The following is an 18,035-nucleotide window of genomic DNA, read 5'->3' on the forward strand; positions in this document are numbered from 1 at the left end:
GATACGCTGCCACCCACCACGCGGTATCCTATCGAGAGACCTGTTATCCATTTCTGGAGCCTCAAATGACTCGGCAAAAAACCTGGCATGACCTTTCCCAGCAACAGGTGCTTGCGGAACTGGAGGCCTCGCCAAACGGCCTCAATGAGAATGAGGCCCGCCGCCGTCAACAGACCTATGGGCCGAATCGCCTGCCGCAGGCAAAACGCCGCAGTCTGCTGATGCGCTTTGCGCTGCAGTTCCACAACATCCTGATCTACGTGCTGCTGGCCGCCGCGGTGATTACCGCGCTGCTGGATCACTGGATCGATACCTCGGTGATCCTGGCGGTGGTGATCATCAACGCGATCATCGGCTTCATTCAGGAAGGTAAGGCAGAGTCGGCGATGGACGCGATCCGCAACATGCTGGCGCCCCGGGCCTCGGTGCTGCGCGACGGTCAGCGGCATACCGTGGCGGGTGAGGCCCTGGTCCCCGGCGACATCGTGCTGCTGGAGGCCGGTGACAAGGTGCCGGCCGATCTGCGCCTGTTGAAGGCGCGCGGTCTGCAGATACAGGAGGCCATCCTCACCGGCGAGTCGTTGCCGGTGGACAAACAGACTGAACCGGTCGAGGCCAATGCCGCGCTGGGCGATCGCAGCTGCCTGGCCTTCAGCGGCACCACGGTCACCAGCGGTCAGGGCAAGGGCGTGGTGGTGGTCACCGGCGAGGCCACCGAGGTCGGTCGCATCAGCGGCATGCTGTCCGAAGTGGAGACCCTGACCACACCGCTGGTCGAGCAAATGGAAATCTTCGCCCGTTGGCTGACCTTGGTCATCGTGGCCGTTGCGGTGCTGATCCTGTCCATCGGCTACTTCCTGTTACAGCACGATTTCACCGAGCTGTTTATGGCGGTGGTGGGACTGATGGTGGCGGCCATCCCCGAGGGCCTGCCAGCGGTGTTGACCATCACCCTGGCGGTCGGCGTGCAGGCCATGGCGCGACGCAATGCCATTGTGCGGCGGATGCCCGCGATCGAAACGCTGGGCTCGGTGTCGGTGATCTGCGCCGACAAGACGGGCACCCTGACGCGCAACGAGATGAGCGTCGCCCTGGTGGCGACCCACGACCAGACCTTTTCCGCCCACGGCGAAGGCTATGCACCGATCGGTGAAATCAGGCGGGGCGACGACGGCATCAAGCCCGGGGATTTTCCGCAACTGGTGGAACTGGCGCGGGCCGCCGCGCTGTGTAACGACGCCGAACTGAAAATGCACGAGTCCGCCTGGACCGTGGAGGGCGATCCGATGGAGGGTGCGCTGCTGGCCTTTGCCCACCGCGCCGGGATGGATGGCGCGGAACAGCGGCAGCAGTGGACACGCACCGACGAAATCCCCTTCGACGCCCAGCACAAGTACATGGCGACCCTCAACCACGACCACGAAAACCACGCCTTCATCGTCATCAAGGGCGCACCGGAGACCCTTCTTTCCCTGTGCAAACAGCAGCGCAAAGGCCAGGGTGATGCCGCGCCGCTGAACGTCAACGAATGGCACCGGCGCATCGAGGCGATCGCGGCACAGGGTCAGCGGGTGCTGGCCCTGGCGATGAAGTCGGTGCCCCCCGAGCATACCGTGCTGGAGCACGCCGACGTGGCGGACTCGCTGATCCTGCTGGGCATGGTCGGGCTGATTGATCCGCCCCGCGAGGAGGCGATTACCGCGGTGGCGGAATGTCACAGCGCGGGCATTCGCGTGAAGATGATCACCGGCGACCACGCCGCCACCGCCGGCGCCATCGGGCGGCAGATCGGCCTGCAACACACCGACAGGGTGCTGACTGGTGCGGATATCGCCGAACTGGATGATGCGGCACTGTACGATGCGGTACTGGAGACCGACGTGTTTGCGCGCGCCAGTCCGGAGCACAAACTGCGCCTGGTGACCGCACTGCAGGCGCATGGCCTGACCGTGGCCATGACCGGTGACGGGGTCAATGATGCACCGGCACTCAAGCGTGCCGATGCCGGTATCGCCATGGGCCAGAAAGGCAGCGAGGCGGCCAAGGAGTCCTCGGAACTGGTGCTGGCGGACGACAACTTCGCCTCCATCGTTGCCGCCGTGCGCGAGGGGCGTACGGTCTACGATAACATCAAGAAGGTGATCAGCTGGACCCTGCCTACCAATGGCGGCGAGGCCTCGACCATCATGCTGGCCCTGATGCTGGGCATGGCGCTGCCAATCACGCCGGTGCAGATTCTGTGGGTCAACATGATCACCGCGGTGACCCTCGGCATTGCCCTTGCGTTCGAACCGACCCAGGAAGACGCCATGCGCCGGCCGCCGCGGCCGCGCAACCAGCCGCTGTTAACCGGCGAGCTGCTATGGCACATCATTCTGGTGACTGTCCTGTTTCTGGCGGGTGTGTTCAGCATTTACAGTTATGCCATCGGGCAGGGATATAGCGTCGAGCTGGCCCGCACCATCGCCATGAACACCCTGGTGGTGATGGAAATCTTTCATCTGCTGTATATCCGCAACATGTCGCAACTTTCCCTGAGCTGGAACAAGATACGCGGCACCAGGGCGGTATGGCTGGCGATCAGCGTGGTGATTCTCGGCCAGCTCGCCATTACCTACCTGCCGTCGCTGCAAACGATATTCGCCACCGAGGCCATCGCCATTGCGGATGTGTTATTGATTTTCGCCGTCGGCATCGTGCTGTTTGTCAGCATCGAAATCGAAAAGCAGGTCCGCCTGCGTCTTGTGCGGTAATCCCTTCTTGGGATGAGAAGGCGGGATAAAAAGGCGGAGTGAAAAAGCGGGAAGAAAGGTATGAAAAAGCATGACGCCCGGTAGCCACGCCATCTCCTATCGACGCATCACCGGCCAGGTTGAGGTCAGTTATTCCTGATCAAAGGTTTTGCCATAATGTTGATACAGGGCAATCTGATAGTCGCGACTGATCAGCATCGTATCGTCATACGCTGGGGCGCTCTGTATCGCCTCACGGGTCAATTCAACGCTAACCGCCCTGCTCTCCCAATTGATCGCCGCTATCCAGGCCGGGGCAATCAGCACATCCTTACCCGGTAACCAGTTGCGGGTGTTGATCTCCAGATAACGTACCGTCCAGTCCTGGTCTTCCAGAATGAAATCCTTCACATGGCCGATGTCACCATTCTGGGCATGGATATGATAGTGGGCGACCTCGTCACTGCTGCGCAGGTGGGGATTCTCTGGTTGCTTCGGTTGCTCTGGTTGGTCCGGTGCTGACGCGTCAAGCGGCAAGGGCAGGATCGGCGTCGGCCCAAACACGGGATCGGCACCCCAGTAGGGCTGCCAGCCATAATAACGGTAGTATTCCGTTTCGTAGTGGCGCGACACCGGCACTGCCGTATTCACCGGCGGACAGTTCTTGATCTGCTCGCGCAGCAGATCCACCTCAAGGTGCGCATTGTCCTCATCAATGGCGCTCACCACCGAGGGCACGATGAGCACATCCTGGCCGAGCAGCCAGCTGCCGGTGTGCACCACAAAATAGCGCACTACCCACTGCTCATCGTCAAAATAGATCTGCCTGAGCCGGCCGATTTCACCATCACGGGCCAGCAGACGATAGCCCGTCAAGTGGCCCAGCTTACGTAACTGTCTCATCCGTTACTCCTCCATTGAGTGAGGCCGGAGCGCCTGAAACCGAGACCCCGGTATCCATGAACTACGCCGGCAGATCGGGCAACTCACCATGCAGGCGAATAAAATACTGCTCCAGATCCGCCATCACATGTTCGAGCGAACCTGTGCCGATGGAATGGCCCTCGCCGTCCTCGGCACAGAAGGCGTCCTGTTTCCGGTCGCGATGCAGGCGGGCGCTCAATACCTCATCCGCCCCGCCGCGATAGATCTCGAAGACATCATCCCCGCTGGCGTCCTTGCCCCAATGCCAGCGGGTGGCGCGACCGTGGGCAATGGTATGTCCACCAAAGCTTTCGAGCCTCTCCCGGTCCTCTTTGCCGATAAAATTTTCGGGTAGCGTAATGGTTTTGCTCATGATGTTCCTCGCACAATCATTTCGTGGTGTTCACTAATGGTCCCAGTAAAAGGTGTAACAGGCTGGACACGCCGATGACGGCCGTAATGGCGACCATGATAATAATGATATCCGCGGTTACCGATTACGGTGTTCCTGCCTTGTACTAATTTACTGTTGTACTGTTGTATGTACCGATCGCAGCGATCGGTCAGGGTATTTATCGTTCGTGGATAGCGTAACAAAATACCGTGTGTTTGACACCGAGGATCCTGTCATGCATGCAGCGCCTTTTTCCAGACGCCGCTTTTTGCAACTGCTTGCCGCGACAGCGCCCTCCGTCGTGCTCGACTCAGCGGCGCAGGCCGAGGAGCGCCCGAGGAGCGGCTGGTGGAGGAGATCCTCAACAAGGAGGCGCTGCGCTGTCTCGAGTTCCTGGAGATTGAATTCGGCAACGGGGGCATACTCAGTAGCGAGGGCTTTATCAGTTTTTTATACGACACCATCAGACAGAAGACCTTTGAGCAATTACAGATTCCGCTCAAGGTGACCGGGTGCGGGTGGATGGCGGCACTGTAAACCCGGTGCCCTACGACCTGTTGCTCGCGGAGTGTGACATCGTCATCGGCATCGACGTCAGCGGCCAGCGCAGCAAACCGAAAACGCTCACGCCCGGCTATTTCGAGTCCTCTTCAATACCACCAAGGTCATGCAGCAGGCCATCATGAGTGGGAAACTGCGCCACCAGAAACCCGCGATCTATCTCACACCGGAGATCGTCGATATCCGCGCGCTGATTGTGCAGGCGCCGATGGGCTGCTCATCCAGGCCGCATTCGTTACCGACCGCATGTACTGGAACTGCTGCATATCACGCCCAGCCACATGCGCAATAGCGCCCTATTGTCGCGCCTCGTATTGCAGGCGCTGGGCATCGATGCCATAGGCCTCACTGAGTGGGCTCTCCAGCCGCTGCAGGATATCGTTGCGTTTGAAGCCCGCCAGAATACGGCTCACGCTTTCCGGTGTTACGCCCAGCATGTCCGCCATTTCATGCACCGTTAATAACTCGACCCTGGTTGATGACTCGCCATGTTCCAGCTTGGAGAGAAAATCGACCAGACGCGCCACCCGCGGCCGAATCCCGCCGGTGGAGAATTCTGCCGCCCAGCGGTCGGCCTGCGCCAGCTGCCGGTAGGCCTGTTTCAACACCTGGCAATATTGCTGCGGGTGATCCCGTTCAAGCAGATGGAGGCTGTTCATTGAGGCATAGACCAGGGTCACATCGCCCACGGCGACGGCGGTATGTTTATAGGGCTGTTCGATCAGCCCCTCCAGACCAAACCAGTGATTGTGGCTGTGTAATCTGACGATGCGTGAGCGGCCATTCGGTAGATAGGTGAGCAGTTTGACCATGCCATTAATGATCTTGAACACCTTGTCGCCGCGATCCGTCTCGCGATAGATCACCTCCTTGGCGGAGAAGTGTTTTTGTCGCCCCCCCTCAAATATCTTTTGTGGCTCCACCGGCCCCCAGCTATCGCCGGGTAGACCATCAGGCCAGTCGTGAACAGAGGCTGCCTGTGGTCCTGCGTTGAGTTCTGCGTTGGGTTGCGCATCAATTCCCGCGTTAATGCCCACAGTGTTTTTCGTCCTTGTCGTCATACACCACCTCCTGGCTGCTAATCATCTTTAACCTGGATCCGCGGTTAAGCCACGGATACAGGTTTCATATAGAAGTGAGTATAGACGTGGGTATGACGATGGCGTCCATCGCACACAGACGATCGGGGTTTTCCCTCTGGAAGGGCGTAAAGGCGGATCATTCCGCTGGGTCCGGCTATTTCATGGACGCGAATAATAATCGCACCGGGACCTTGCTCTTGTCCGGGATTGACGGAAGTAACAGTGAAGCTGATATCAGGCAGGCTGTGAAAGTACGTGCCATTGACGGGGTATCAAGATTCGATCTGACAGGTATCCCAGACAAGGGGCATGGAAATGACACTCTCCCGCTCCCTCGCTTCAATCCACCTAAACCCGACAGGCTCCTAGGCCCGGCAGACGGCTAGAAATTTTTTCACGGTTCCCCGCGCGGCACTGCCGAGCTCACGAAACCTCACGCCAAACCCGTTCTTGCCGCGATGCACGACTCGACCCGGAACCCGCACCGGGCTGCCGTCCTCGCTGGACAGCGCCATGTGAATATCGACGTGGTCATTGATCTCCGGTATCGCCTCACTGAGGACGAACATGCCGTTGTGACTGATGTCATAGATCAGCCCGGCGCTGCACCCGCGCCTGCAGTGTATATTCACCAGGGTGAGCGCGCGACAACGCAGTGCCTGTCGGTGATCCATGCCGGCCTCCTATGAGAGCCTGTGAAAAAATCGCCAGCCTACTGCGGGCGCCGCTTTGCGGCTGCAACGGCGTTGCGCTACGTGAAAACGGCGGTCATTTGGTCCACCAAACTCCCTTGTTTTCACGTAGCGCGCCTTGTTTCGCTCGCAAAGCGACTCCCTCGCTACGGCCGTCGAATTTTTCACAGGCTCTGACACCTTCAGTGATGGACCGTACCCCGGTTTATTTCTGACTCTGCCTCCAGCCAGTCCTGCATTTCATGGCCGGGGGCAAAGCCGCGTTTTTCGGCCCTGAAATAGGCCGCCTCGGCGACCCTGTCGTTATAGCGCCGGGTACGGGTTTCGGTATTCTGCATGATCTCTGTGGCGACAGCCTTTCCCGCCGACATTTTTGCTGTGCCCTGATGCGTTGCCTTAGACATGGATATCTCCTTTGTTCATGATGGACAAAACGAAATGGATAAAACACGTTTGATAGCGCGACGTCTTCGATTGCCGAATAAATCCGCCACACCCTATTCTATTAATCCGCCTACATCCGCCGCTCTCAATCGCGATGGCTTGCAGGATAAACACGGCGACCCAGACACGCATTGAAAAATATCAATGACGGTTTTCGCACGCCTGCCTCTACTTCAATTCAGATCTCTTCAAATCAGACGATGTGTTTTTAGTTCATACTCCCATTGAGAGGGTCGCGTGCACGATTAAGTTCACATTCACCTTCACAGCCGTTAACCTCATCACCAAAGTGCGCCATGATGAATACGCCATATCACTCAAGGAATCGAAACCCGTGAAATCCAGCCAGGCCTTTACATTGCAATTATCCGAGGTGAGTAATACGGATGTCGGCAGGGTCGGCGGCAAGAATGCCTCCCTGGGCGAGATGATCCAGCAGTTACAGGACGCCGGCATCCGCGTACCCGGTGGTTTCGCCACCACCGCACAGGCCTATTGGCACTTCCTCGACAGCCGTGACCTGCGCGAACCTATCCGTGAAAAACTGGCGCTGTTCGCCAATGATGAGGCCTCGCTGGAAAAGACCGGCGAGGCGATCCGTCGCCTGATCCGCAAGGCCGAGTTTCCGGCGGACCTGGCCCGGGCGATATGCGCGGCCTACCGCGCCCTGGCAAAGGAGAGCGGCGAAAAGCAGCCCGCCGTCGCCGTGCGTAGCAGCGCCACCGCCGAGGACCTGCCGGAGGCCAGTTTCGCCGGCCAGCAGGAGACCTATCTCAACGTCCGTGGCGAGGCCGCCCTGCTCGACGCCTGTCGGCGCTGCATCGCCTCGCTGTTCACCAACCGGGCCATCATGTACCGCAACAATCATGGCTTTGATCATATGCAGGTGGCGCTGTCGGTCGGCGTGCAGCGTATGGTGCGCTCCGATACCGGCGGCGCCGGGGTGATGTTCTCCATCGACACCGAGACCGGCTTTGGCAATGCCGTGCTCATCAATGCCAACTGGGGGCTGGGCGAAACCGTGGTGCAGGGCAGTGTCGATCCGGACGAGTACATGGTCTTCAAACCGCTGCTGGACGACCCCCGCCTGCAACCCATCATCGAAAAGAGCATCGGCCAGAAAGAGAAAAAGATGGTCTATGGCGACAGCGAGCAGCAACCGACGCGCACCGTGAAGACCCGCAGCGAAGAGCGCAATACGCCGGTACTCGATGACGCGGCGATCCTCACCCTGGCCCGCTGGGCGGTGGCCATTGAGGCGCATTATCAGCGCCCCATGGATATCGAATGGGCTAGAGACGGCAACACCGGTGAGCTGTTCATCGTTCAGGCCCGCCCGGAGACGGTGCAGTCGAGCCGCGAGGCCGGCGCCCTCAAGACCTATACGCTGACGGGCAAGGGCGAGCGCCTGATCAGCGGCCTGAGCATCGGCGATGCCATCGCCACGGGCAGGGTCTGCAAGCTGGGCTCGGCGGCGGAGATCGACCAGTTTGAGGACGGCGCGATTCTGGTGACCGCCATGACCGACCCCGACTGGGTGCCCATCATGAAGCGGGCCGCCGCCATCATTACCGATCACGGCGGGCGCACTTCGCACGCCGCCATCGTCAGCCGCGAACTGGGGCTGCCCGCCATCATCGGCACCGGCAACGCCACCCAGGTGCTGGATAACGGCATCGAGGTCACCGTGTCCTGCGCCGAGGGCGATCAGGGTTTCGTCTATGCCGGCCGACTGGACTTTGAGACGCAGGATGTCGATCTGGATAACATCCCAAAGACCCGCACCGAGGTGATGCTCAATCTCGCCAATCCCGCCGCCGCGCTGCGCTGGTGGCGGTTGCCCAGCGATGGCGTGGGGCTGGCGCGCATGGAGTTCATCATCAACAACATCATCAAGATTCATCCCATGGCGCTGCTGTATCCCGATAAGGTCAAGGACAAAAAGGCGCGCCGGCAGATCGACACACTCACCGCCGCCTGGCCGGACAAGGCCCACTATTTTGTCGACACCCTGGCCTACGGCATTGCCCGCATCGCGGCCTCACAGCACCCCAACCCGGTGATCGTGCGGATGAGCGACTTCAAGACCAATGAATATGCCCAGCTCATCGGCGGTGCGGCGTTCGAACCGGAAGAGGCCAATCCCATGCTGGGCTGGCGCGGCGCCAGCCGCTATTACAGCGACGCCTACCGCGAGGGCTTCGCGCTGGAATGTCAGGCAATCAAAAAGGCCCGCGAAGAGATCGGCTTGGATAACGTCATCGTGATGATCCCCTTTTGCCGCACCCCCGAGGAGGCCGACAGGGTGCTGGCGGTGATGGCCGACAACGATCTGCGCCGTGGCGAACACGGCCTGCAGGTCTACGTGATGGCCGAGATCCCCGCCAACGTGATACTGGCCGACGAGTTCGCGCAACGCTTCGACGGCTTTTCCATCGGCAGTAACGACCTCACCCAACTGGTGCTGGGCGTGGATCGCGACTCGGCCCGCCTGGCGGAGCTGTTCGACGAGCGCCATGAGGCGGTCAAACGGACCATTGTCAGCCTCATCGAGACCGCCCACCGCCACCAGCGCAAGGTGGGGCTATGCGGTCAGGCGCCGAGCGACTATCCCGAATTTGCGCGGTTTCTGGTGGAGGCGGGCATCGACTCGATGTCGGTCAATCCCGACAGCTTTGTGGCGGTGAAACAGCAGGTGGCCCAGGCCGAGGCCGACCGTGAGCCAGGGATCTCATAACCTGAAATAGCTGCCAGGGATGCAGATCTCGTGGAGGCCCATCACCATGCCATGCACGGCCGACGGTTTTTCACCGGCTATCACCACACCCATAACCAGACCGCTATCAATCCACCGATGGCGCTGGCCAGCAGCGGCAATCCGACACGCAGCCCGATCGCGCGTCCGCCAATAAAGCTGGCCATGCCGCCCTTGACGAGACTGTTGACGGCGGCGGCGAGCACGATACCTGTTACCGCGGTGTTGACCATCAGCTCCGTCTGACTCATCCGTGCCAGCGACAGCGTGATGGCGTCCACGTCCGCCACGCCCGAGGCGGCGGCGAGCACCAGCACACCAGCGCCCCCGAACTCGCTCTGCAGGGCAGAGCCGAGCAGCATCACCAGGGCCAACAGCAGTCCGAAACTCACCGCCGAGGTCAGCTCCAGCGGGTTCCGTAGGGGCGAGGTGGTATCGGGTTTTTTGTGCGATGAAGATTGCCAGCACAGAAAGGCCGGCCCATAGGTCAGCATCGCCATCACCGTTACCGGCACCAGCAACGGCAGGAAGAGATCGGGATTGAGTACGCTGGCAATGAGTAACATGCGCGGAAACATGGTGCCGCAGGCGAGCAGGATTCCGGTGGCCAGCATCGGCGCCATGGAGGCATCGCGGCGCGTCAAGCGTGAGAAGTGCAGGGTCACCGCAGTCGAGGCGGCCAGCCCGCCGAACAGACCGGTAAACACCGCGCCCCGGCGCGCGCCGCCGATCTTGATGGCGAAATAGCCGACGAAGGAGATCGCCGCGATCAGCACCACCATCCACCAGATCACAAACGGATTCAGCGCCTGCCATGGGCCATAGCCCTGATTCGGCAGTAGCGGCAACAGCACCACCGAGATCAGCAACAGCTTGATACCGGCATGCAGCTCCTCACCCTCCAGGGCGTTCACCCAGCGGTGCAGCAGCGGCTTGTGGCTCAACAGCAGGGTCGTGACCACGGCAGAGGCCGCCGCGATGCCCACCTCGCCCATTGCCGCCAATGCGCCGAGAATAAAGGTTAACAGGCCGGCCACCAGGCTGGTGATACCGACGTCATCCCTGCGGCGCAGGTTCACCACGTACACCGTGGTCAACACCGCCGCCAGACCCACGAACGCCAGCCCCAGGGCCAGCGCCCCGAACTGTTCGGACAGCAGGGCCGAACCGCCGCCCAACAGGCCGAGCAGCCCATAGGTGCGTACCCCCGCAATGCGTGCACCCTCCACGGCATCACGTTCCTTCCAGCCGCGTTCAAGACCGATCAACAACCCGATCGCCAGGGCCACACTCAGATAATAAAAGCTATGCTGTATTTCGTTCATACGCCCATCATAGCCGTAGTTAACAGTGCTGAGTGTTATAAGTGCTGAGTGCTGAGTAACTAACACTACACTTGTAGGGCGCACTAACCGAAGGGCATTGCGCCGCATGAAATACACCTCAATGGAGCCTCGGTTGCTTGATCGGTGGCAATGATTACCGGGCACGCTTTTATTGGGCCCCGGTATCACCCAGACATACGGCGCAATGCTCTTCGGTTATTGCGCCCTACGCACTGCCCACCTACCAGACAACGTTGAGTTTGGCGCAATGGTGGGCAGTGCCCACCCTACACGGCTAACGGTAATTCATGGTATTTATACGACTCGGCATACGGCGCAATGCCCTTCGGTTATTGCGCCCTACGCACTCAGCACGCTTCAAATCACCCTGCGGCAATTCCCAGTCAGCTGAAAAATCTACTTGAAAGGGTGACGCACAATAATGGTTTCGACCCGATCCGGGCCGGTGGAAATGATGTCGATCGGGGTCTCGGTAATCTCTTCAATGCGCCGCAGATAGGCCTTGGCGTTTTCCGGCAGATCGTCGTAACGCTTTACGCCCACAGTGGACTCGGACCAACCGGGCATATCGATGTACACCGGCTGACAATCGGCAAAGGCCTCGGCACCCACCGGCGGCGTGCGCCGTTCTTCGCCGTTGATGATGTAACCCACACACAGGCGAATAATGTCCAGGCCATCCAGCACATCCAGCTTGGTGATGCACAGGCCGGTGGTGCTGTTGATCTGGTTGGAACGACGCAGCGCGACGGCATCAAACCAGCCGCAACGACGCGGGCGTCCGGTGGTGGAACCGAATTCGTGCCCCTGTTTGGCCAGGTGCGCGCCCACGCTGTCCAGCAACAGCTCGCCATCATACAGCTCGGTGGGGAATGGACCGGAACCCACACGGGTGGTGTAGGCCTTGGTGATACCGACAACGTAATCGAGATTGGCCGGGCCGACGCCGCTACCGGTGGCCGCGCCGCCAGCCGTGGTATTGGATGAGGTCACGTAGGGATAGGTACCGTGATCGATGTCCAGCAGCGCGCCCTGCGCACCCTCGAACAGAATACTGCCGCCCTGCTGCTGAATCTCGTACAGCAGTTCCGGCACGTCCGCCACCATCGGCTTGATACGCTCTGCCATCGCCAGGGTTTCATCCAGCACCTTCTGAAAGTCGACGGGCTCGGCTTTGTAATAGTTCTGTAACACAAAGTTGTGATAGTCCAGCACCTCGCCGAGCTTGGCGGCAAAGCGTTCCCGATGAAACAGATCACCCAGCCGCAGACCACGACGCGAAACCTTATCTTCATACGCGGGACCGATACCACGCCCGGTCGTGCCGATCTTGGATTTACCGCGCGCCAGTTCGCGCGCGTTATCCAGGGCGATGTGATAAGGCAGGATCAGCGGACAGGCCTCGCTGATCCGCAGGCGTTGTGAGGCGGGCACACCGCGGGCTTCCAGCATGTCGATCTCTTCGAGCAGCGCCGCAGGCGACACCACCACACCATTGCCGATCATGCACAGTACGTTTTCACGCAGCACACCGGAGGGGATGAGATGCAGGACGGTTTTTTCGCCGTCGATCACCAGGGTATGGCCGGCATTGTGGCCACCCTGGAAGCGCACCACAGCCTGTGCATGATCAGTCAACAAATCGACGACCTTCCCTTTACCTTCGTCGCCCCACTGTGTGCCAATGACTACTACATTTTTTCCCATGAGAGTTACCTGTGCCTGCTGGCAAAAAAAGTGACTGATGAACTTCGCGTGTTTATTATTTTAGGTTCGATATCATGTCGGGCTATGCCGCCGACACAACCCACTCGCCATTCTGTAATACCAGGACCTGCTGACAACCGGCTGCCGCCGCACCGCCATCCTGTCCCGACAGTTCACACACTACCCGATAGCCGGCGGCGCGCAGCTCTGCAATCTTTGCGGCCAGCGCAGGGTCGTCATTGGCGGGCGCAAACACCCCGCCCGGCACGGTAGCCTTTCCCGCCCCCAGGGCGATGAGTGCGCGCAGATCGGTGCTGAACCCGGTGGCGGGCCGGGCGCGCCCGAACACCTTGCCGATGTCGTCATAACGCCCACCCTGGGCGATGGCCTGCCCCTGACCGGCCTGATAGGCGGCAAACACCACGCCGGTGTGATAATGGAAACCACGCAGTTCGGCGAGGTCAAAGTGTAACTGCAAATCGGGGTGTTGCCGGGTGACGCGTTCCGCCACCTGTTCGATCTCATCGACCGCCTGCAATGCGGCTGCATTTCCCGCCAGGCTGCGTCGGGCGCGGGCCAGCACCTCCGCATCGCCATTCAACCACACCAGATCCTCAAAGGTCTGGCGTGTTTTTGTGTCCACGTCCAACGCGGTCATCAGGGCCTGGATCTCGGGCACCGCCTTGCGCTGTAGCGCGTCAAACAGCTGGCTTTCCTGCTCGAAGTCCAGACCTGCCGCCTGGGTCAGGGCGCGAAAAATCCCCACGTGCCCCAGATCAACAAACACCGGACCGATGCCGGACAATGCCAGGGTCTGCAACATCAGGTTCAACATTTCCGCGTCGCTTTCCACGCCGCTATGGCCGTACAGTTCGGCACCAATCTGGGTAAAACAGCGCGCACCGCCGAGGCCATCACCACGGGTGTGCAATACCGTACCCTGATAGCACAGACGCACCGGTCCCTGACGATCCAGCAAGCGGTGCGCATCAATCCGCGCCACCTGTGGCGTGATATCGGCACGCACACCCATCATGCGGCCGTTTAACTGATCAGTGAGTTTAAAGGTCTGCAGGTCGAGGTCGTTGCCCGTGCCCGTCAGTAGAGAATCCAGATACTCCACCAGCGAGGGAATAACCAGCTCGTAACCCCAGGATGAGAAGAGGTCCAACAGCTCTCGCCGTAACAGCTCCAGGCGCTCTGCCTGGGGCGGCAACAATTCTTCAATACCCTCGGGTAACAACCAACGTTCGTTATTCATTATTTTTTACGTATCAATTCTTTTTATAAACGCGGCATTTTCAGGCAACTGGTGCGTAACTATGAAAGAGAGCCACAAACGATCGTCACATACGGACCAGATACAACAGCGCAAGGCCGCCCGCCATGCTGACCAGACTGGCAATACGAATCTGCCGGTCATTCATTTCGGTCAACGCCAGTATCTTTTTGCGAAACCCTGTGGGACTGATAAAGGGAAACAGCCCCTCTATCACCAACACCAGCGCGAGTGCGCGCAGCAGATCATCCCACATTCATTCATAACTCATTGCATGGTCGCAGCGGTCACGCCGACAGCTTCGGCCGATTCATTTCAGGTTCTTTAAACATATACCTGAATCCGTGGCTTAACCGCGGATTCAGGATATATAAATACTTACTTAAAATATTTGAAGAACTCCGAATTCGGCTCAATCACCAGCACATCATTCTTGCTGGAGAAGGTCGTCTTATAGGCATTCAGGCTGCGATACAGGGAATAGAACTCGTAATCCTGACCGTAGGCCTTGGCATAGATCTGCGTGGTAGCGGCATCGCCCTCACCACGCAGTATTTCGGCGTCACGAAACGCATCGGCAATCAGCACGGTGCGCTGACGATCCGCCTCGGCCCGAATCTTCTCCGCCGATTCCGCACCGCGCGAACGAAGATCCTTGGCGACACGCTCACGTTCAGCGCGCATGCGACGGAACACGGATTCACTGATCTCCGCCGGAAAGTCGATGCGCTTGATGCGTACGTCAATGATATCAATACCAAAGGCTTCCGCCTGTTTGTTGGCATGTTCGGTAATCAGCTGCATGATCAGCAGCCGTTCACCCGATACCGCATCATTGATAGTGCGTTTGGCAAATTCGCCGCGCAGACCGTCCTTAATGATCTGTGACAGACGCAGATTGGCCTGCGCCATATCACCACCCGTCGCCGTGTAGTAATTGGCCACATCCTTGATGCGCCACTTCACAAACGAATCCACGATGAGATTTTTCTTCTCACCGGTAAGGTAACGTTCCGCCTCTGCGTCCAGTGTCTGGATGCGCGAATCAAATTTACGCACATTATTCACGAACGGCGTTTTCCAATAGAGGCCTGCGTCAAAATCTGTGCGTACAATTTCACCCAGACGGAACAGGATCGCCTTCTCCCGTTCATCGACAATGAAGATTGAAAACGAGGCGATAACCACCGCCACCGCCAACAGAATACCGATCAACCCTTTAGCCTGTCCCATTAGCGTACTCCTCTACTGCGAACACTGTCGCGCAGTCGTTGTTCTTCACTCGGTTCCAGGGTTGAGGTCTCACCTTCCACAATCTGGCGCGCCTTGGATGCATCGCCGGCGCCGCCAGCCATCATTTTGTCCAGTGGCAGATACAAGAGATTACCGCCGCCTTTGACATCCACCATGACCTTGCTGCTGTTGCTCATCACCGATTCCACGGCCTCAAGATACAGGCGCTTGCGCGTCACCTTTGGCGCCTTGGTATATTCGGCCAGAACCTGCGTGAAGCGCGATGCCTCACCAGTGGCCTCTGCAATCACCTGTTCCTTATAGGCATTGGCTTCGGCTATCTGGCGTGCCGCCGTACCACGTGCGCGGGGGATAATGTCATTGGCATAGGCCTCCGCCTCATTGATGACACGCTGCTGATCACCCTGTGCCCTGACTGCATCGGCAAAGGCCGCCTGGACCTGCTCGGGAGGCTGTGCGTCCTGCAGGTTAACCGAGGTGACCTGTAAACCCGCCATATACCGATCCAGCAGGGCCTGCACCTCTTGCTGGGTCTGCGCCGTTATCTCGGCCCGGCCTTCCTTCAAGATAAAATCCATGTTGCTCTTGCCAATCGTCTCGCGTATCACGCTTTCGGTCAGCTGACGTAGGGTCGTTTCCGGATCTTTCACATTGAATAGAAAATCACTGGCGCTTCTTACCTTGTATTGCACGGCCAGTTTGATATCGACGATGTTCTCGTCCTGCGTCAGCATCAGGGATTCACTCCCCACGCTGCTCGCGTTCTGTCGACTACTGTCACCGGACCGAAAGCCGATGGTCAGGCTGCGGATATTTTCGATGTCCACCGTTTCTACGCGCTGGATGCCGCGCGGAAACCAGTGCGGCCCCGGCTGGGTGGTCTGATGATACTTACCAAACTGCGTCACCACGCCCCGGGTGCCTTCCTCAACAATGTAAACCCCGGAGATGACCCACACCACCAGCGCCACGGCGACGATCAGGCCGACGCCGATCGAGCCGGCCTTGCCGGACCCGGTACCCGTGCCACCGCTACGCGCGCCACCGCCGCCAAACAGGGCGCCAAATTTTTCCTGAAGCTTTTTCACCACTTCGTCGAGATCGGGAGGACTTTGCTGATCATTTTTACGTCCACCCCAGGGATCTTTATTCCCTGAACCACCGGGTTCATTCCAGGCCATCATTACACTCCGTTTGTGAAAACTGTTTTTTTTGAAAAGTATTTTTCGAAAAAATTATTGTCTGGCAGGCGATCACTTAAGTGATCACTGCCGCGCATCGTGGTTGCGCGCCCTGTCACATGCCTTGTCACGTGCCTTGTTAATAGCACAGCACGTTGATCAATATAAATTGGTTGATTATCCGATTTTCGTCGGCACAGGAAGGGGATTTTAGGGGGTTTCGGTACCCAGCTGCAACCGTTAATCCGCCAGCACCGGATCAGCGCCGGTCTCCTGGGCCTGTGCATCGACCAGGATGGCGACACCTTCTGTTTTTTGCAGCTGCTCGAAATCACGGCGCGGCAATTCGACCTCCAGCAGCAGATCGCCATTCTCCTCCGCCCGCTCATTCAGCACCTTGCCAAGGGTGAACAGCCTGGCCCGCAGGCGACCATTGGCGGCCGGCACGCGGATCCATTGGTGCAACTGCTCGGCACTAAACCGTTGATCCAGCACTGATTGCAGCAGCTCCATGCCCGCGCCGGTCTGCGCCGAACACCAGATGCGACGCACCTGGCCGTCCTCGCCGCGTTCCAGCCGGGGCTGATAATCCGGCAGCAGATCGATTTTATTAAACACCTCAATCTGTGGCACCTTGTCCGCGCCAATCTCCTCCAGCACGGCATTCACCTGCTGGATCTGCTCTGGATAGTTTTCATTGCCGGCGTCGATCACATGCAATAGCAGATCGGCCTGACAGGTCTCCTCCAGGGTGGAACGAAAGGCCGCCACCAGGTCATGGGGCAGGTGACGGATAAAACCGACGGTATCGGCGAGAATAACCGCACCCGTATCGGGTAGTTCCAGTCGTCGCAGGGTGGGATCCAGGGTCGCAAACAGCTGGTCGGCCGCGTACACCTGCGATTCCGTCAGTCGATTGAACAGCGTGGACTTGCCGGCATTGGTGTAGCCCACCAGCGACACCGTCGGCACCTCCGCCTTGCGCCGCGCACGGCGGCTCTGGTCGCGCTGATTCTGCACCTTCTCCAGGCGTTTATTGAGCTGTTTGATGCGTAGCGCCAGCAGGCGCCGGTCGGTTTCCAGCTGGGTTTCACCCGGACCCCGCAGGCCGATACCGCCTTTTTGCCGCTCCAGATGGGTCCAGCCCCGGACCAGCCGTGTCGACAGGTGTTTGAGCTGCGCCAGCTCCACCTGCAACCGCCCTTCATGGGAGCTGGCGCGCTGGGCGAAGATATCCAGGATCAGGCCGGTACGATCCAGCACCCGACACTTGAGCAGACGCTCCAGATTACGTTCCTGGGAGGGCGCCAGGGCGTAATCCACCAGCACGAGTTCGGCCTGTTCGCGCTCGATAATCTCGCGCACCTCCTCCGCCTTGCCGCTGCCCATCAGATATTTCGCATCGGGAACACGCCGCCCGGCAGTGACCACGGCCACAGGTTCTGCGCCCGCAGAGATCGCCAGCTCGCGAAATTCGGCGAGGGTATCGGCATCCACCTTGGAGGCCGTCGCTCGCGCAGGAGATCTTAGCCGAGAAGAAAAATCCACGTGCACCAGCACCGCACGTTCACTGCCGGGGGCACGCTGTCCGGATGCATCATCCAGGGTACCGGGACGCTCAAACAAACACGTTACTCCCGGTTCCAGACATGAGAATCAAGCTCAAGCTGCCAGGGGCAGCAGC

16 protein-coding genes are annotated in these 18,035 nt (G+C 59.3%); 4 read left to right on the top strand and 12 right to left on the bottom strand.

What is annotated here, in order from left to right; genetic code table 11:
• Positions 1-65 precede the first annotated feature (65 nt).
• Positions 66-2,753, top strand: coding sequence for a cation-transporting P-type ATPase (locus RRB22_09950; GenBank protein ID MDT8384727.1), 2,688 nt, complete (start codon positions 66-68; stop codon positions 2,751-2,753).
• A gap of 129 nt (positions 2,754-2,882) precedes the next feature.
• Here the strand turns inward: RRB22_09950 and RRB22_09955 are convergent, their stop codons facing one another.
• Positions 2,883-3,635 carry a PRC-barrel domain-containing protein gene (locus RRB22_09955; GenBank protein ID MDT8384728.1) on the bottom strand — a complete coding sequence of 251 codons (753 nt, stop codon included), beginning with the start codon at positions 3,633-3,635 and terminating at the stop codon, positions 2,883-2,885.
• A gap of 61 nt (positions 3,636-3,696) precedes the next feature.
• Complete coding sequence (locus RRB22_09960; GenBank protein ID MDT8384729.1) at positions 3,697-4,029, bottom strand: hypothetical protein; 333 nt, start codon at positions 4,027-4,029, stop codon at positions 3,697-3,699.
• 369 nt (positions 4,030-4,398) lie between these two features.
• On the opposite strand from RRB22_09960, the gene RRB22_09965 reads away from it, so the two are divergent.
• Both RRB22_09965 and RRB22_09970 read left to right on the top strand, forming a co-directional pair.
• Positions 4,399-4,587 (top strand): hypothetical protein, encoded by a 189-nt coding sequence (locus RRB22_09965; protein MDT8384730.1) that lies wholly within the window; start codon positions 4,399-4,401, stop codon positions 4,585-4,587.
• 145 nt (positions 4,588-4,732) lie between these two features.
• Positions 4,733-4,903, top strand: a complete 171-nt coding sequence (locus RRB22_09970; protein ID MDT8384731.1) for a hypothetical protein — start codon at positions 4,733-4,735, stop codon at positions 4,901-4,903.
• Between the two features lie 4 nt (positions 4,904-4,907).
• Here the strand turns inward: RRB22_09970 and RRB22_09975 are convergent, their stop codons facing one another.
• From RRB22_09975 to RRB22_09985, 3 genes are all read right to left on the bottom strand, one after another.
• Positions 4,908-5,672, bottom strand: coding sequence for a Crp/Fnr family transcriptional regulator (locus tag RRB22_09975; protein ID MDT8384732.1), 765 nt, complete (start codon positions 5,670-5,672; stop codon positions 4,908-4,910).
• A gap of 386 nt (positions 5,673-6,058) precedes the next feature.
• Complete coding sequence (locus RRB22_09980) at positions 6,059-6,367, bottom strand: PilZ domain-containing protein (GenBank protein MDT8384733.1); 309 nt, start codon at positions 6,365-6,367, stop codon at positions 6,059-6,061.
• A gap of 200 nt (positions 6,368-6,567) precedes the next feature.
• Positions 6,568-6,789, bottom strand: a complete 222-nt coding sequence (locus RRB22_09985; GenBank protein MDT8384734.1) for a DUF2934 domain-containing protein — start codon at positions 6,787-6,789, stop codon at positions 6,568-6,570.
• A 374-nt stretch (positions 6,790-7,163) separates the two neighbouring features.
• Between RRB22_09985 and ppsA the strand changes: the two genes are divergently transcribed.
• Complete coding sequence (gene ppsA, locus RRB22_09990; GenBank protein MDT8384735.1) at positions 7,164-9,566, top strand: phosphoenolpyruvate synthase; 2,403 nt, start codon at positions 7,164-7,166, stop codon at positions 9,564-9,566.
• Positions 9,567-9,646: 80 nt separating this feature from the next.
• On the opposite strand, the gene RRB22_09995 is transcribed toward ppsA, so the two are convergent.
• The 7 genes from RRB22_09995 to hflX all read right to left on the bottom strand — a co-directional run bounded on the left by RRB22_09995 (position 9,647) and on the right by hflX (position 17,977).
• On the bottom strand, positions 9,647-10,909 hold the full coding sequence (locus tag RRB22_09995; GenBank protein ID MDT8384736.1) for an MgtC/SapB family protein: 1,263 nt from the start codon (positions 10,907-10,909) through the stop codon (positions 9,647-9,649).
• A gap of 417 nt (positions 10,910-11,326) precedes the next feature.
• Positions 11,327-12,637, bottom strand: coding sequence for an adenylosuccinate synthase (locus tag RRB22_10000; protein MDT8384737.1), 1,311 nt, complete (start codon positions 12,635-12,637; stop codon positions 11,327-11,329).
• 82 nt (positions 12,638-12,719) lie between these two features.
• Positions 12,720-13,901 carry an ATP phosphoribosyltransferase regulatory subunit gene (locus RRB22_10005; protein MDT8384738.1) on the bottom strand — a complete coding sequence of 394 codons (1,182 nt, stop codon included), beginning with the start codon at positions 13,899-13,901 and terminating at the stop codon, positions 12,720-12,722.
• A gap of 82 nt (positions 13,902-13,983) precedes the next feature.
• Positions 13,984-14,172 carry a DUF2065 domain-containing protein gene (locus RRB22_10010; protein MDT8384739.1) on the bottom strand — a complete coding sequence of 63 codons (189 nt, stop codon included), beginning with the start codon at positions 14,170-14,172 and terminating at the stop codon, positions 13,984-13,986.
• Positions 14,173-14,294: 122 nt separating this feature from the next.
• Complete coding sequence (gene hflC, locus RRB22_10015) at positions 14,295-15,149, bottom strand: protease modulator HflC (GenBank protein ID MDT8384740.1); 855 nt, start codon at positions 15,147-15,149, stop codon at positions 14,295-14,297.
• The gene (hflK, locus tag RRB22_10020; protein ID MDT8384741.1) at positions 15,149-16,351 is read right to left on the bottom strand and encodes an FtsH protease activity modulator HflK; all 1,203 of its coding nucleotides are present in this window, start codon (positions 16,349-16,351) and stop codon (positions 15,149-15,151) included. Before hflK ends, hflC begins: the two co-directional genes overlap by 1 nt.
• A gap of 240 nt (positions 16,352-16,591) precedes the next feature.
• On the bottom strand, positions 16,592-17,977 hold the full coding sequence (gene hflX, locus RRB22_10025; protein MDT8384742.1) for a ribosome rescue GTPase HflX: 1,386 nt from the start codon (positions 17,975-17,977) through the stop codon (positions 16,592-16,594).
• Between the last annotated feature and the right edge of the window lie 58 nt (positions 17,978-18,035).

It is taken from the genome of Gammaproteobacteria bacterium (genome assembly GCA_032250735.1).
Classification (GTDB): domain Bacteria; phylum Pseudomonadota; class Gammaproteobacteria; order SZUA-152; family SZUA-152; genus SZUA-152.